The organism is Mycolicibacter acidiphilus, from assembly GCF_018455725.1.
GTDB lineage: Bacteria > Actinomycetota > Actinomycetes > Mycobacteriales > Mycobacteriaceae > Mycobacterium > Mycobacterium acidiphilum.
In genome coordinates this window covers 55,040-69,165 of sequence record NZ_JAHCLR010000005.1, presented here as the reverse complement: position 1 = coordinate 69,165, position 14,126 = coordinate 55,040, and the positions used below count along the sequence as shown (strand labels likewise).

At 66.4% G+C, this 14,126-nt stretch carries 14 protein-coding genes; 3 read left to right on the top strand and 11 right to left on the bottom strand.

Annotated features, from left to right (window positions below):
- Positions 1–45: 45 nt before the first annotated feature.
- Positions 46–570, bottom strand: coding sequence for a mycothiol transferase (locus tag KIH27_RS04430; RefSeq protein ID WP_214091719.1), 525 nt, complete (start codon positions 568–570; stop codon positions 46–48).
- Positions 571–609: 39 nt separating this feature from the next.
- Here KIH27_RS04430 and KIH27_RS04425 point away from each other — a divergent pair, with 39 nt between their 5' ends.
- Positions 610–2,337 (top strand): N-acyl-D-amino-acid deacylase family protein, encoded by a 1,728-nt coding sequence (locus KIH27_RS04425; protein ID WP_214091718.1) that lies wholly within the window; start codon positions 610–612, stop codon positions 2,335–2,337.
- A 52-nt stretch (positions 2,338–2,389) separates the two neighbouring features.
- Here KIH27_RS04425 and KIH27_RS04420 read toward each other — a convergent pair whose 3' ends face one another.
- The 6 genes from KIH27_RS04420 to KIH27_RS04395 all read right to left on the bottom strand — a co-directional run bounded on the left by KIH27_RS04420 (position 2,390) and on the right by KIH27_RS04395 (position 7,886).
- Positions 2,390–3,253: an endonuclease domain-containing protein gene (locus tag KIH27_RS04420; protein WP_214091717.1), complete on the bottom strand. Its 864-nt coding sequence runs from the start codon at positions 3,251–3,253 to the stop codon at positions 2,390–2,392.
- A 119-nt stretch (positions 3,254–3,372) separates the two neighbouring features.
- Positions 3,373–4,389: an aldo/keto reductase family protein gene (locus KIH27_RS04415; protein ID WP_214091716.1), complete on the bottom strand. Its 1,017-nt coding sequence runs from the start codon at positions 4,387–4,389 to the stop codon at positions 3,373–3,375.
- A gap of 40 nt (positions 4,390–4,429) precedes the next feature.
- The gene (locus tag KIH27_RS04410) at positions 4,430–4,870 is read right to left on the bottom strand and encodes a PIN domain-containing protein (RefSeq protein WP_250149561.1); all 441 of its coding nucleotides are present in this window, start codon (positions 4,868–4,870) and stop codon (positions 4,430–4,432) included.
- Positions 4,836–5,081, bottom strand: a complete 246-nt coding sequence (locus KIH27_RS04405; protein ID WP_214091715.1) for an AbrB/MazE/SpoVT family DNA-binding domain-containing protein — start codon at positions 5,079–5,081, stop codon at positions 4,836–4,838. Before KIH27_RS04405 ends, KIH27_RS04410 begins: the two co-directional genes overlap by 35 nt.
- A gap of 86 nt (positions 5,082–5,167) precedes the next feature.
- On the bottom strand, positions 5,168–6,997 hold the full coding sequence (locus KIH27_RS04400) for an HAD-IIIC family phosphatase (RefSeq protein WP_214091714.1): 1,830 nt from the start codon (positions 6,995–6,997) through the stop codon (positions 5,168–5,170).
- A 61-nt stretch (positions 6,998–7,058) separates the two neighbouring features.
- Positions 7,059–7,886 (bottom strand): FkbM family methyltransferase, encoded by an 828-nt coding sequence (locus KIH27_RS04395; RefSeq protein WP_250149560.1) that lies wholly within the window; start codon positions 7,884–7,886, stop codon positions 7,059–7,061.
- A 113-nt stretch (positions 7,887–7,999) separates the two neighbouring features.
- Between KIH27_RS04395 and KIH27_RS04390 the strand changes: the two genes are divergently transcribed.
- Positions 8,000–8,377 (top strand): pyridoxamine 5'-phosphate oxidase family protein, encoded by a 378-nt coding sequence (locus KIH27_RS04390; RefSeq protein ID WP_214091713.1) that lies wholly within the window; start codon positions 8,000–8,002, stop codon positions 8,375–8,377.
- A gap of 52 nt (positions 8,378–8,429) precedes the next feature.
- Positions 8,430–8,846, top strand: a complete 417-nt coding sequence (locus tag KIH27_RS04385; RefSeq protein ID WP_214091712.1) for a pyridoxamine 5'-phosphate oxidase family protein — start codon at positions 8,430–8,432, stop codon at positions 8,844–8,846.
- On the opposite strand, the gene cobU is transcribed toward KIH27_RS04385, so the two are convergent.
- The 4 genes from cobU to groL form a co-directional block, all read right to left on the bottom strand.
- Positions 8,827–10,182 carry a bifunctional adenosylcobinamide kinase/adenosylcobinamide-phosphate guanylyltransferase gene (gene cobU / locus KIH27_RS04380; protein ID WP_214091711.1) on the bottom strand — a complete coding sequence of 452 codons (1,356 nt, stop codon included), beginning with the start codon at positions 10,180–10,182 and terminating at the stop codon, positions 8,827–8,829. The two genes, KIH27_RS04385 and cobU, sit on opposite strands and share 20 nt — an antisense overlap.
- 86 nt (positions 10,183–10,268) lie before the next feature.
- Positions 10,269–11,198 carry a hypothetical protein gene (locus KIH27_RS04375; protein WP_214091710.1) on the bottom strand — a complete coding sequence of 310 codons (930 nt, stop codon included), beginning with the start codon at positions 11,196–11,198 and terminating at the stop codon, positions 10,269–10,271.
- A gap of 171 nt (positions 11,199–11,369) precedes the next feature.
- Positions 11,370–12,290, bottom strand: coding sequence for a hypothetical protein (locus KIH27_RS04370; RefSeq protein WP_214091709.1), 921 nt, complete (start codon positions 12,288–12,290; stop codon positions 11,370–11,372).
- 192 nt (positions 12,291–12,482) lie between these two features.
- Positions 12,483–14,108 carry a chaperonin GroEL gene (gene groL / locus KIH27_RS04365; RefSeq protein ID WP_214091708.1) on the bottom strand — a complete coding sequence of 542 codons (1,626 nt, stop codon included), beginning with the start codon at positions 14,106–14,108 and terminating at the stop codon, positions 12,483–12,485.
- Positions 14,109–14,126: the final 18 nt, after the last annotated feature.

Genomic DNA, 14,126 nt, shown 5'->3' with positions numbered 1-14,126 from the left:
TCTGTGACGCCGGTCGCAGCCGCCTCGAAAGATTTTAGACAGGTGTCAACTCGCCGTCGGCGCGATCCCCCGCAGGTACGCGGCCTGCCCCAGGTGCTGCGCGCAGTCGTCGATGATGCTGACCAGTCGCACCCCGGCGGTCACCGGCGGATTCCAGTGCGTGTCGACGACCCGGGCCAGCTCCGCCACGGTGATCCCGGCGAGGTAGTCGAGGGTGAAGTCATGCACCGCCCGGTAGTAGCCGGCCAGCAGTTCGGCCGGCGCGTGCACCTTGGCCACGTCGCCGGGGCGGTGGCCGTAGCCGCTGTCGCCGCGGGGCAGGTCCAGGCCGAACCGTTCCACCCAGCCGTCGCGCGTCCACACCTGCTCGTCGCCGGCGATCTGCGCGACCTGGATGTCCTGCACCCGGGCGCTGTGCCAGAGCAGCCAGGCGATGCTGTTGGCCTCGGGTGTCGGCCGCCAGTCGGCCTCCTCAGCGGTGAGCCCGTCGGTGAGTTCGTCGGCGTGTTCGATCAGGCGGGTGAACGCGTCGCACAACAACTCCCGGGTGGCGTCGGCGTCTGTCGTCATACCGGTGACGCTACGCCGCGGTGGGCGTAGATTTTTTAGATGAGCTTCGACCTGCTTATCCGCAACGGCACCATCATCGACGGCATGGGCGGGGACCCGTACGTCGGTGATGTCGCGGTGCGCGACGGCCGGATCGTGGCGGTCGGGGCGGTGGTCGGTGACGCGCAGCAGGTGATCGACGCGACCGGACTGCTGGTCACCCCGGGCTTCGTCGACCTGCACACCCATTACGACGGGCAGTCGATCTGGTCGGATCGGCTCAACCCGTCGTCGGCGCACGGCGTGACGACGGCGCTGATCGGCAACTGCGGGGTGGGGTTCGCGCCGTGTCGGCAGAGCGACCATGAGGTGCTGGTGGACCTGATGGCCGGCGTCGAGGACATCCCGGGTGTGGTGATGACCGACGGCCTGCACTGGACGTGGGAGACGTTCCCGCAGTTCATGGATGCCGTCGACGCGCACGCCCGCGACATCGACGTGGCCGCGTTCCTGCCGCACTCACCGCTGCGGGTGTATGTGATGGGCCAGCGCGGCGTCGATCGGGAGGAGGCCACGCCGGCCGATCTGGCGAGGATGCGGGCGCTGGCGAAGGAGGCCGCCGAGGTCGGGGCGCTGGGGTTCTCGTCGTCGCGGCTGAACACCCACCGCACCCGCACCGGCGCCCAGATCCCCAGCTACGACGCCGCCTACCCGGAGATCCTGGAGATCGGGCGTGGCATCGCCGAGGGCGGCGGCGGGCTGATCCAGTTCGTGCCGGACATCCCCGACGGCGACTACCAACCGGTGCTGCAGCAGGTGTTCGACGCCGCCACCGACGCCAGCCTGGCGGTGACGTTCACGCTGCTGATCGGTAACGCCGGCGCCCAGATGTGGCGGGACGCGGTGACGATGGTGGAGCGGGCCAACGCATCCGGGGCGTCGGTGACCGCGCAGGTGTTCCCGCGGCCGATCGGGCTGATCGTCGGCCTGGACTGCAGCATCAACCCCTTCGTGCTGTACCCGAGCTACCGGGAGATCGCCGGCCTGCCTTTGGCGGAGCGCGTGGCGCTGATGCGCAAACCCGAGGTGCGCCAACGGATTCTGGCCGACAAGCCGAGCATCGTGCCGGCCAACCCGATCGTCTACCTGGCACAGTCCTGGGACTGGCTGTTCCCGCTCGGCGACGACGCCGACTACGAACCGGATGCGTCACAGAGCATCGCCGCACGCGCCCGGGCGCGCGGGGTGTCCCCGGCCGAGGAGGCCTACGACCGCCTGCTCGACGATGACGGCCACGCCATCCTGCTCGACGCACTCGCGAACTTCCAGGACAACTCGCTGGACACCGTCGGCGCGCTGCTGCGCCGCGACGACGTCATCCTGGGCCTCGGCGACGGCGGTGCGCACTACGGGATGATCTGCGACTCAAGCTATCCCACGTATTTCCTGACGCATTGGACCCGGGACCGCGCCGCGGGGCGGCTGTCGGTGCCGGCAGCTGTGCGCGAGCTGACGTCGGTGCCCGCCCGGGTGGCGGGCCTATTGGACCGCGGCCGGATCTCGGTGGGCTACAAGGCCGACCTCAACGTGATCGACCATGCGGGGTTGCGGTTGCACAAGCCGGTAGTCGTCTACGACCTGCCCGCCGGGGGGCGGCGGCTGGATCAGACCGCCGACGGGTACGTGGCGACGATCGTCTCCGGGGAGATCATCGCGGAGAACGGCAAACCCACCGCCGCGCGGCCGGGGAAGTTGGTGCGCGGTCGCCAGTCCGCGCCGACTGTGTAGGTTGTGCGCGCCAGATCAGCAAATCCGGGTGCACAACCGGCACACTCGGCGGTCAGATCGGGCAGCCGGCAGCTCGCAACTTGGCTCTCACCTGGTCGACGACGACGTGCGGGCGAGACAGCAGTTCGGCGCTCACCCGGACGACCACCCAACCCATCTCCTCCAGAGTCGCGATCCGATCGATGTCCCAGGACCGCTGGTAGCGGTCCGACCAGTGCTGGGCGCCGTCGTATTCGACCGCGACCTTCCATTGCCGCCAGCCCATGTCCACCCTGATGAACGCACGACCGTACTCGTCGAAGAACTGAATCTGCGTTTCAGGCGCCGGCAACCCCGCTCGCACCAGCAGCAGCCGGAGTCGGCTCTCCGGCGGGGATTCCGCGCCGCCGTCGATCAACGGCAGCATCGACTGCAGCCGCCGGACGCCACGGGCACCGGGCTTCACGTCGGCTAGCGCGGCGACGTCGTCGACGGCTACGCCCGTCGCCCGCACCAGAGCATCGAGGATCGGGACCGCCTGCGAAGACGGCAGTGTGCAGCCGATATCGAATGCGGTGCGTGCAGGCGTCGTGATGCGCATTCCCGCTCTGAGACAGGTTTCCCCGACAGCCAGGTCGTAACTGTGCGCGATGATCCCCGGCGGATGCCGCCGGTTCAGCCGGTTCAACTCAGCCGGATGTGCAGCATCGAGCCACTTGGTCCCGTGCACTGCCGCTGCCGTCAGTCCGGTCAGGATTGCGGTGCCGCCCGACCACAGCCAGGCTGCGAGTGCCCTGTTGAGTGGCGTCACGACCACGTCGTTACGCAGATAGACGTTGCGATAGATCCTGCGATGGTCACGGCGCAGAGCGTGGGCCGTCAACTGCCCGCGCCGCACCGCCTGCCGTCCAAGAAACGGCCGGTCTCCGATGCTCATGCCGGGATGTTGGCACTACCGGCCGTATGACGTGTGCCGCCATCCACAGCAGCACCGACTGTGCAGGTTGTGTTCGTGGCGGAGTCGAATTCGCGCACACAACCGGCACACTCAGCGAACTAGATGAGCCGCTTGGTCATGGTCGATTTCGCGACAATCGCCGGGTCGGCGGTGACGGCGTCGCCCAGCGCCGCGTCGATGCGGGCCAGCAGCTCCGGCGGGATCGTCACCCCGGCGGCTTTGACGTTCTCGGCGACCTGTTCCGGCCGCGATGCCCCCACGAGGGCGGCGGCGACGTTGTCGTTCTGCAGCACCCAGGCGATCGCGAGCTGCGCCATCGACAGCCCGAGCTCGTCGGCGATCGGGTGTAGCTGCTGCACCCGGGTCAGCAGGTCGTCGTTGAGGAAACGTTTGATCATGTCGGCACCACCGTGGGCGTCGGTGGCGCGCGACCCGGCCGGCGGCGGCTGGCCGGGCCGGTACTTGCCGGACAGCACGCCCTGCGCCATCGGCGACCAGACGATCTGACTCAGGCCCAGTTCCCGGCAGACCGGCACCACCTCGGGTTCGATCACCCGCCACAGCATCGAGTACTGCGGCTGACTGGAGATCAGCGACACCCCGAGTTGACGGGCCAGTGCGTGCGCGGCACGGATCTGCTCGCCGGTCCACTCGCTGACCCCGATGTAGAGCGCCTTGCCGGCCCGGACGACGTCGGCGAAGGCCTGCATCGTCTCCTCCAGCGGGGTGAACAGGTCGTAGCGGTGCGCCTGGTAGAGGTCGACATAGTCGGTGCCGAGGCGGCGCAGCGACCCGTCGATGCTCTCCATGATGTGCTTGCGCGACAGCCCGGTGTCGTTGCGGCCCTTGGGGTCCGGACCGGTCGGCCAGTACACCTTGGTGAAGATCTCCACCGATTGACGACGCTGGCCCTTCAGCGCGGCGCCCAGCACCTCCTCGGCGCGGCCGTTGGCGTAGACGTCGGCGGTGTCGAACGTGGTGACGCCGGCGTCGAGTGCGGCGTGCACGCAGGCGGTGGCGACGTCGTTCTCGATCTGTGAGCCGTGGGTGAGCCAGTTGCCGTAGGTGATCGCGGAGATCTGCAGGCCGGAGTTGCCCAGGTAGCGGAATTCCATGTCTCCAGTGTGGTGGACCGCCGAGTCGCGTGGTGGCGGTTCAGTCGACGAACCGGTAGTCGACATCGAGCAGACGGTAGGTGCGTTCGGCTCGTCGATCACGGGTGAGCAGGACGCGTTGATTGACGGCGGCGGCCTGGCCGACGAGCGCGTCGTAAACCGCTCCCCCGACGATATCGAGTTCGCCCAGTCTGACTCGGAACTCACGGGTTTCGGCTGCTGCGAGCCAGCAGTCATCCGGAAATGCCCGCGTCAGCACTGATTCCGCCTGTCTTGCGCTCAACCGCAGCGGCAGTGGCAGTCGGGTCAGGACCGAGTAGGTCTCGAACACGGCATGCCCGGCGAGCGCCGGACGGAACATCAGCAGGGCTTGACGGCAGGCCGCGTGCGCCTCATGCGTGGAGTCCAAGGCGGCGACGGCGACGCTGGTGTCACACGCCCATCGCTCAGCGCTGGCTGTCATCACGAAGTCGACGCACATCAGCGTCGGTCAAGACGGCCCCGTCGACGCTGCCCAGCAGTGGGAGGCCATCACTGACGTCGACCGCACGCTCTGCTTTACGGACCAGTTCGATTCGCAGGCCGGCCCCGTCTGGGATCAGTTCAAGCGGCGTGTCCGGCGTGATGCCCAGCGCGACGCGCAGCGACTTGGGGATGACGACCCGACCCGCCCGGTCCACTGTCACGTGCATGAAATCAGCATACCGCCGTAGTGGGAAAATGCCATTCAATTACCATCGCCGAGGTGAGCCCGGGACCAGTCCGGCGCGGGTTCGGGTCACTCCGCGACGCCGCGCGGAATGACGAAGACGCCCTCTTTGACCGTCGGCTGAAATCCCGCGCGCACAAAGACGTCTCGACACGGGGTGTTGGCCTCGGCCATCTTGACCAGTCCACCGATGGTTCGCCCGGGCCGTCGGTGGCGAGCCGCTCGCACGACCCGTTGCAGCGCATCGACTTCAACGTCCATCCCGAGGACACGGCAGCTCATCACATATTGCACGATCAGGTCGTCGGCCTCGCGATTGTTTACGAACACCGCACCCACGAGGCCGTAGTCGGAGAACTTGTCCTGCACGCTGAACGCGTAGACACTGCCGTTGTTCGCGATCAATGCGGTCAACTCCGGCATCGTCCACTGCAGACCGGTCGTGTTGAACTGGGTGGTCTTGTTCGCCAACTCCAACACCCGCGGCAGCAGTGGCGAGTCGACGTCGGTGACCACATCGAGGTCGATGCGGATCTGCAGGCCTTGCAGGAATGTCTCCCGATCCATCGATGCGGCTTCAGCGTTCCGCGCCACGATGCTGCGATAAGAGTCCTCGCGGTTCAGTGACTCGCTGCTCATCCTGCTGCGTTGAGTCTCCGACGACCACAGCAGAATCCGGCGGGTCGTGAAAGGGTTGCCACCGATCGCCCGCACCCCGGGTACATTGGCCAGCACCTCGGCGCGTTCAACCGGGTTGTCGTCGACGAACACCGCGCTCTTTGCAGTCAGATTCAGTTCGGCGAGGATCGCCTTTACGTTCTCCGACTTGCGGTTCCAGTTGATCTTGACGACGACGAAGTCATCGAGGGATACCCACGGCAACGGGACCGCACGCGACCAGCGTTCGCGCACCAGCGCCTCGTCGTTCTTCGAGCACACCGCTACGGCGATACCGCGCCGGCGGAGGTGCTGGATAGCTTCCCAAATCCCTGGTGGAAAAGTATATATATCAGGCCAGGCTCGTCCATTCTCATAATGCTCGGCAATCTGCCCGCACCACATCGTGTCATCGAGATCGAAGATGACTACCTTCACCTGGTCGGCCTGTAGAGCAATTCGGTGCAGATGCCTGATTTGGTCGAGCACAAGCCTGTAGAAAGACTTGGATTGCAACCGATACATTCCAGAAAGATTGGGAGCCGACTCGATACGACCCAGGCTCGATGTCGCCCAAGGCGGGTAATTTAAATGCTCACTCCAATCGATGAAATTCAGCCACGGGTGACTGCCAAGGACTGCACCGTGGCTATAGAACGACACCGGATCATCCAGGAAATTTCGTTTTCCGAACGAGTTCGCCAAACCCTCGACATCTGCCACATAGGCGTTTCCATACGTCCGCACCAGCTGCGCCAACGTCCGGTTCAACTCGACAACCAGCAGCGACAAGTCTGCGTCACCAGCCTGGTCAGCGAGGCTCGGCGCCACATTCCCTTGCGGCACAAAAAAATTAGCAACCAGCGTCAGAATTCCGGCCTGCTTGTTGTAGACCATCGCAGCCTCCAACATGGCGGCGAGGATCGTTCGCGCATCATCAAGGATCGAGGAAAATCCCCCAGCCCGATCCAGGTCAAAAACGCGGACGACACGATCGGTCAACACCACACGCAACGGAATTTGAATATATTGAAGTTGATAAGCGTTGAGTTGATCTGAATTCAACTCCGGCAATTTACGCGCATTGTTGAATAATATGTAATCAATTTGAAGATCAGCATCGAATTCTTTAAGTTGAGTTACATATGCTTCACTGAGGCAGGAGCCGACCAGCAGCATCTTCGTCAACGGAACATCGGTGACCTTCAGTTCGCCAGGAAAGAGATAGTCCGACGTGTCCATCAAGCCATCACCTGACTCGGACACTGACACACGTGCATCCACGACGTTTTCCATTTCTGCGCTACCGCACGCCGATGGGAGCTTCGGTGTACCGCCGCAACGTGCCGACCTCCACTGCGCCGCGCTCCTCAAGCAACTGCACGCAGCGGATCGCCAGGTCGAAGGACTTGTAGCAGTGATGTGCCACCAGGGCAAGGTGTTTCAGCTGCTCGTCGGTCATCTCGTCGGGGCGGAAGAAGTCGCGGACGTACACCAGGTCGGCGTCGAAGATCTGGTTACACGGCCGGCGCACCGGCAGGATCGGCTGCTTGTGGATCTCAGCGAAGCAGTGCGGGATGAATCCCTGGCTGCGCAGTTCCACGTCGATGTCGCCCATCGAGGGCTGCCCCTCGTAGCCCGGGGCGAAGGAGACCTCGGTCTGAATCGCCACGCATTCGGCAAGCTTCTGCCGGCCGTTCTGGAAGACCGCGAGCTCGCCGCCCTGGATGTCGATCTTCAGGAAGTCGAGGTGTTCGATCTCGGGGATGTCGTCGAGGCGCTGGGTCTGCACCGGCACGCGCTGCACGACCTCCGCGCAGAGACCCAGGTTCCCGAGCAGTCCCAGGTTCTCTGGAATGGGCGTCAGCAGGCTCGTCATCCCGTCGCTACGGCACAGGTTGAGGGTGTGCTCACCGCCGTCACCAACCGCGTACGGGAGGTAATTCTCGTTCGGCCCGCACTTGGCCAGCAGGTCGGCCAGGGCGTGCGGTTGCGGTTCGAACCCCGTCACATGGCACTCCCCCTGTGCCATGAGTGTTGCGTAGGGCGGGTTGCCGTGGCCGGCCTTCGCCCCCACATCCACCACGTGGGTCAGCCGGGACGGGGCAAGCAGATCGCGCAGAGCACTCAATCCAGGACCTCTCAGTGTGAAGTCAGGATCATTCACATGCTCCTGTTACGTGCGTCATAGTGTTACACCAGACCGCGCAGCCGTCTAGAGCCGGTCCCACTACCCTCGATCCCATGGGAAAGACCGTTGATCTGGACCGGGTGGCCACCCTGGCCAGGGACTACTCGTTCGCCTTCCTGGTCACCGTCGGTGACGACCACCGCGCCCACACCACGGCGGTCACCCCGAGCTACGCCGACGGGCTGTTCGACATCGGCCCGGTGGGCCGGCACGGCTGGGCGAACCTGACCGCGCACCCCGCCGTCACGCTGGCTTTCCCAGCCCGCGACGTCACCGAGTACTCCCTGCTGGTCGACGGCGAGGCCGAACTATCCGACGACCCGGAATCCCCGGTGCGGGTACGTCCCACCAAGGCGCTGCTGCACCGGCCGCTGCCGGCAGACGCCCCGCCGAGCGCCTTCGGCGCCTACGACTGCGTGCAATTGACCTAGGGCTGCCATTCGGCCCTGTCACCGGTTCGATCTGCCTGGCTAGGCTGGCCGCATGACCTCCAACGTCGATTTCGCCCAGCTCGCCGAGAAGCTCGCCGGCCGGGACTACGCCTACCTGATCACCGTGATGGAAAGCGGGCACCCCAACCCGGTGCCGGTGATGCCGGTCCTCAAGGGCGACACCATCCACGTCACCGCGATCGGCGGGCGCAAGAGCCGGGCGAACCTGGCCCGCAGCAAGGACGTCACCGTGCTGTGGCCGCCGGTCACCCCCGGCGAGTACACAGTGATCTGCGACGGTGTGGCGCAGGTGACCGACCCGGGCACCCCCGGTGACGACGCTCTGGCCAGTCTGACGTTCGTGCCGAGCCGTGCGGTGCTGATCCGGGTCGCCACCCCGGCCTCTCCGGGTGAAACCCCTTGCTACAGCGACTGCATGGACCTCAAGCTCACTCCGCAGCAAGCCTGAGCGGCCGGCCGGCCACCATCAGCACCACGTCCTGCGACGTCGCGGCGATCCGCGCGTTGAGCACGCCGAGCGTGTCACGGAATTGGCGTCCGGACGCGGTGGCCGGCACCACGCCACTGCCGACCTCGTTGCTGACGGCGACCACCGTGACCGGGCAGTCACGCCAGGCTGCCACCAGTTCGTCGATGTCGGCGTAGACGCCGTCGAGCGTGCCGGTGTCCCACACCCGGTGCTGATCCATCCGGGCAGTCAGCCAGGTGCCCAGACAGTCGATGAGCAACGGCGTTTCGGGGTCGCGCAATTGCGTTGCCACATCCACGGTTTCGACGGTGCGCCACGACGACGGGCGTCGCTGCCGGTGCAGCTTGATTCGCTCGGCCCACTCCGGATCGCCTTCTCGCACACCGCCGGTCGCCAGGTACGTCACCGCCGCCTCGCCGGCGAACAGTGCTTCGGCGTAGGCGGATTTGCCGGAGCGCGCACCACCGGTCACCAGGGTGCGCGTCACCGGTCGCACACCCGAGCCAACCCGCACCACGTCACCGTCGCGTCCCGGGTGCGCCCCCGAAACCGTCAGGGCCGCAGCCAGTTCCGCTTCTGGCGGGTTGTGATGCCCCAGGTGGATCGCGACGACGTCGGTGCGCTCGACGACGGCCCCCGAGGACCGCAGCTCGGCAACCGTCGCGGCGAACGAGGTCAGGTCGTGATGCTCGGTGCCGTGCTCGGGCCAGGTTCCGAACGTCTCCTCCAGGAACACCGCGTCGAAGGCCGCACCGGCCAGCGCGGCGTGGGTGGCATCGGACAGCGGACCGGTGTCGGTGGCCCACAGGAGGCGCTTGCCGTCGCGGGAAACGTCGTAGAGCACCGCATGGTCGCCGTCGCCGTGGAACTTCAGGTCGGCGCCGTGCTCGGCGGCCAGCACCCGCACTCGGTAGTCGCCGACCAGGACGTCATCACCCGCGACCACCGGGCGGAAGATCACCGGGTCGTCGACTCCGATCCAGATCTTGCACTGCTCCAGTGCACTGGCCGGGCCGATCACCTCCAGCGGCTCGTCGAGGCGCAGCCAGTGCCGCATCAGCAGGGCCATCGGGCCGACGTGGTCGGGGTGGCCGTGCGTGAACAGGATGTAGCGCACGCCGGCCAGCGACCGTCCGTGGTGCAGGGCGGCACGCGGCGCCTCCGGGCCGCAGTCCAGCATCAGGACGTCGTCGATCAGGGCGGCGCTCTGGGCGCGGATCAGCCCGGCGTCAGCGGCCGACCGGCAGGACGCGCAGCGGCAGAACGGGTTGGGCCAGCCGTCGGCGCTGCCGGTGCCCAGCAGGACGATTTCCATACGCGACATCCTGCCCCGTGATCGACCGTGCGGTTTCATCCGCCGCCTCTCGGGCGTTACGAATGAAACCGCACGGTCGATACCAGCTACGGGGTCGGGAGCCCCAGGTCCAGCGCGCTGTACAGGCCAGCGTCGGTCAGGTCGCTCACCGGGGAGGCCGCGGTCAGATCGGAGACGTCCACCGTCGGGGCGAACCAGGAGGCGAGCGGCGAGATGTCGAAGTTGCCAAAGGCCGAGTGCAGCACGTCCACCGCGGGTCCGTTGACCGGGTCGTAGTACAGGTTGTCGACCCCGAAAATGCCGCCCGACAGCAGGTGCTGGTCGAAGACGTCACCGGCCTTGTCGATGAACTCGGTGTTGGTCGGAGACAGGATGTACTCAGTCCCCGTCAGCGTCGTCGCGTCGGCGCCGTTGCTGGTGAACGTAGCCGGTGCAGACCAGATCAGCGACGAGGAGTCCGGGGCTTGCAGTGCGGTCAGAGCGTCGTGGTCGTCGCCACCGGTCCACGTAGCGTCAGCGTCCTTGTACAGCCCCAGCGCGGCGCCGATGAACGCATCACCGACCGGCGCCGCCGGCGAGGTCGTCGCGTCAAAGGCTCCTGGCAGCAGCGACGTTCCCAGCGACGACAGGTCGACGTTGCCGAACGGGGTCTTCATGGTGTCGACGATATGGCCGGCGCCGTCGTCGTAGAACAGGTTGGTGAACCCACCGCCCAGCTGATCCTGCTCGTACATGGCCCCAGTGTTGGTGATGAACTGGTCGTTGAACCCACCGGCCGACTTCGTGATGTAGTCCGTTCCGGTCAGGGTGACCGCGTCGGCGCCGGTGCCGTGCGTGAAGCTGGTGTCCGGCAGTTCCCAGGCCGCCGAGGTCTGGTCTGGGCCCAGAAACAGCTTGGCATTGTCGACGCTGTAGTCCGGTACCCACGACGCGGAGTCGGCGTTGGCCGTCGCCGAACCCGCGAACGCCGCCGCAACGGCTCCACCGACGACGATCCCCCATGCCACGCGCTTCATCGATCACTCCTCAGTCAGCCGGGACTCTCCGCCCCGCAGCTAAGGAAAAGTAACCGTTCTCTAACCTGGAAGCCAAATTACTTTGCTGGGAATTCGCTGGTCATACGCTGCCGAAACGGTGACGGCTCGGCCCCGCGAAAGGGACCGGGCCGCACTGCGCTCAGCTACCGATTACGCCGACGGCAGACCGAGGTCCAGCGCGCTGAACATGTCAGCGTCCGGGATATCGGCCGGCAACGACGGCGCCGTCAGGTCGGAGACAACGGTCGGGGCGAGCAACGACGCGAACGGCGACAGGTTGAGGTTGCCGAACATCGTCTCGAGTTCGTCCTGCGCCGGGCCGTTGGCCGGGTCGTAGTAGAGGTTGACGAAGCCACTGCCCCAGTTGTCCTGGGCGAAGACGGTGCCGGAGTCGGTGACGAACTCGGCGTCGGTCGACGACGACACGTACTCGGTACCGGTCAGCACCGGCGCATCTGGCCCGGTGCCGTCGGTGAAGGTGGCGGGCGCCGACCACACCAGCGCGGAGCTCGAGGTCTCCAGCGGCGTGAGGGTCGCGTGGTCGGCCATCCCCCCGGTCCAGGTCGTCGTCCCGCCGCCGCCCATCCCGAGCGCGTCCTGGATGCTGGGCGGCGTCACCGGCGACGAAGTCGGCGGTGACACATCGGAATCCGGCGCGGAAGGCTGCGCGGGCAGTGACCGCTTCAGGTCACCGAAGGGGGTCTCGAACACCCCGACACCCGGGTCACCGGCGCCGGGGTTGTAGGCCAACTGGGTGAGGCCCGGCAGGTCGTGCAGCACGCCGTAGCTCGCCCCGCCGCTGGTGACGAAGCGTTCATCGAGCCCCAAGGGCGAGACCTCGAGATATTCGGTGCCGGTCAGGGTCGTCGCGTCCGCGCCGGTTCCGTGCGTGAAGGTGACGGGCAGCTGCCACCACGGCTCATAGGAGTAACCCGGGGTGGCGACGAACTGGGCATCCTTGACGTCGTAGTCCGCGGTCCAGTCGCCGCCGGTGGCGTTGGCCGCCGCTGCACCCGCGAACGCCGCGACAACGGCTCCCCCGCCGATAACTCCCCAGGCAATACGCTTCAACTACATTCCCTTCGATCCGGACGCTTATAAGTACCCACTGAGATACGACTGTGCGAACGTAGGTCTTGTTCGCAATTGCGAGCAAGGTTCATCCGCTGTGGAACGACTGTCAATTGGGTACTGCCGCAATGGATCCCATCGAAAAAGCCCGGCCTGCCGAAGCAGACCGGGCCTTCTCGTGAAGCGCAGGACTTAGAAGTCCATGCCACCCATGCCACCGGTCGGGTCGCCGGCCGGAGCCGCCGCCTTCTCCGGCTTGTCGGCCACGACGGCCTCGGTGGTCAGGAACAGCGCCGCGATCGAGGCTGCGTTCTGCAGCGCCGAACGGGTCACCTTCACCGGGTCGGCGACGCCGGCCTTCAGCAGGTCCTCGTACACGCCGGTGGCGGCGTTGAGGCCGGTGCCGGCGGGCGAGTTGGAGACCTTCTCGGCGACAACGCCCGGCTCCAGGCCGGCGTTGAAGGCGATCTGCTTCAGCGGGGCCGACAGCGCAACCTTGACGATGTTGGCGCCGGTGGCCTCGTCACCCTCGAGCTTGAGCTCGTCCAGCGTCGGGGCGACCTGCAGCAGGGCCACGCCACCACCGGCGACGATGCCCTCCTCGACGGCGGCCTTGGCGTTGCGCACGGCGTCCTCGATGCGGTGCTTGCGCTCCTTGAGCTCCACCTCGGTGGCAGCCCCGGCCTTGATCACCGCAACACCGCCGGCCAGCTTGGCCAGGCGCTCCTGCAGCTTCTCGCGGTCGTAGTCGGAGTCGCTGTTCTCGATCTCGGCACGGATCTGCGAGACCCGCCCGGCGATGGCCTCGGCGTCACCGGCACCCTCGACGATCGTGGTCTCGTCCTTGGTGACGACGATCTTGCGGGCCTTGCCCAGCAGCGCGATGTCGGCGCTCTCCAGCGACAGGCCGACCTCTTCGCTGATGACCTGGCCACCGGTGAGGATCGCCATGTCCTGCAGCATCGCCTTGCGACGGTCACCGAAGCCCGGGGCCTTGACGGCGACGGACTTGAAGGTGCCGCGGATCTTGTTGACGACCAGCGTGGAGAGCGCCTCGCCCTCGACGTCCTCGGCGATGATCAGCAGCGGCTTGCCGCCCTGGATGACCTTCTCCAGCAGGGGCAGCAGGTCCTTGACCGTCGACACCTTGGAGCTGACCAGCAGGATGTACGGGTCCTCCAGGACCGCTTCCTGACGGTCGGCGTCGGTGACGAAGTAGCCCGAGATGTAGCCCTTGTCGAAGCGCATGCCCTCGGTGAGCTCCAGCTGCAGGCCGAAGGTGTTGGACTCCTCGACGGTGATGACACCCTCGTTGCCGACCTTGTCCATCGCCTCGGCGATCAGGTCGCCGATGGACTGGTCGCCGGCGGAGATCCCGGCGGTGGCCGCGATCTGCTCCTTGGTCTCGACGTCCTTGGCGTCCTTGAGCAGGGTCTCGGTGACCTTCTCGACGGCCTTCTCGATGCCGCGCTTCAGGCCCAGCGGGTTGGCGCCGGCGGCCACGTTGCGCAGGCCCTCGCGGACCAGGGCCTGGGCCAGCACGGTGGCGGTGGTGGTGCCGTCACCCGCGACGTCGTCGGTCTTCTTGGCGACCTCTTTGACCAGCTCGGCGCCGATCTTCTCGTAGGGGTCCTCCAGGTCGATCTCCTTGGCGATGGACACACCATCGTTGGTGATCGTGGGGGCGCCCCACTTCTTCTCCAGGACGACGTTGCGGCCCTTGGGCCCCAGCGTCACCTTGACGGCGTCGGCGAGGGCGTTCAGGCCCCGCTCCAGGCCGCGACGGGCCTCTTCGTCATACGCAATTTGCTTGGCCATTGCGAAGTGATTCCTCCG

What these genes read in the sequence shown, in the direction of transcription:
- KIH27_RS04430 (WP_214091719.1), bottom strand. Translation starts at nt 570, where the DNA reads ATGACGACAGACGCCGACGCCACCCGGGAGTTGTTGTGCGACGCGTTC.
- KIH27_RS04425 (WP_214091718.1), top strand. Translation starts at nt 610, where the DNA reads ATGAGCTTCGACCTGCTTATCCGCAACGGCACCATCATCGACGGCATG.
- KIH27_RS04420 (WP_214091717.1), bottom strand. Translation starts at nt 3,253, where the DNA reads ATGAGCATCGGAGACCGGCCGTTTCTTGGACGGCAGGCGGTGCGGCGC.
- KIH27_RS04415 (WP_214091716.1), bottom strand. Translation starts at nt 4,389, where the DNA reads ATGGAATTCCGCTACCTGGGCAACTCCGGCCTGCAGATCTCCGCGATC.
- KIH27_RS04410 (WP_250149561.1), bottom strand. Translation starts at nt 4,870, where the DNA reads ATGTGCGTCGACTTCGTGATGACAGCCAGCGCTGAGCGATGGGCGTGT.
- KIH27_RS04405 (WP_214091715.1), bottom strand. Translation starts at nt 5,081, where the DNA reads ATGCACGTGACAGTGGACCGGGCGGGTCGGGTCGTCATCCCCAAGTCG.
- KIH27_RS04400 (WP_214091714.1), bottom strand. Translation starts at nt 6,997, where the DNA reads ATGGACACGTCGGACTATCTCTTTCCTGGCGAACTGAAGGTCACCGAT.
- KIH27_RS04390 (WP_214091713.1), top strand. Translation starts at nt 8,000, where the DNA reads ATGGGAAAGACCGTTGATCTGGACCGGGTGGCCACCCTGGCCAGGGAC.
- KIH27_RS04385 (WP_214091712.1), top strand. Translation starts at nt 8,430, where the DNA reads ATGACCTCCAACGTCGATTTCGCCCAGCTCGCCGAGAAGCTCGCCGGC.
- cobU (WP_214091711.1), bottom strand. Translation starts at nt 10,182, where the DNA reads ATGGAAATCGTCCTGCTGGGCACCGGCAGCGCCGACGGCTGGCCCAAC.
- KIH27_RS04375 (WP_214091710.1), bottom strand. Translation starts at nt 11,198, where the DNA reads ATGAAGCGCGTGGCATGGGGGATCGTCGTCGGTGGAGCCGTTGCGGCG.
- groL (WP_214091708.1), bottom strand. Translation starts at nt 14,108, where the DNA reads ATGGCCAAGCAAATTGCGTATGACGAAGAGGCCCGTCGCGGCCTGGAG.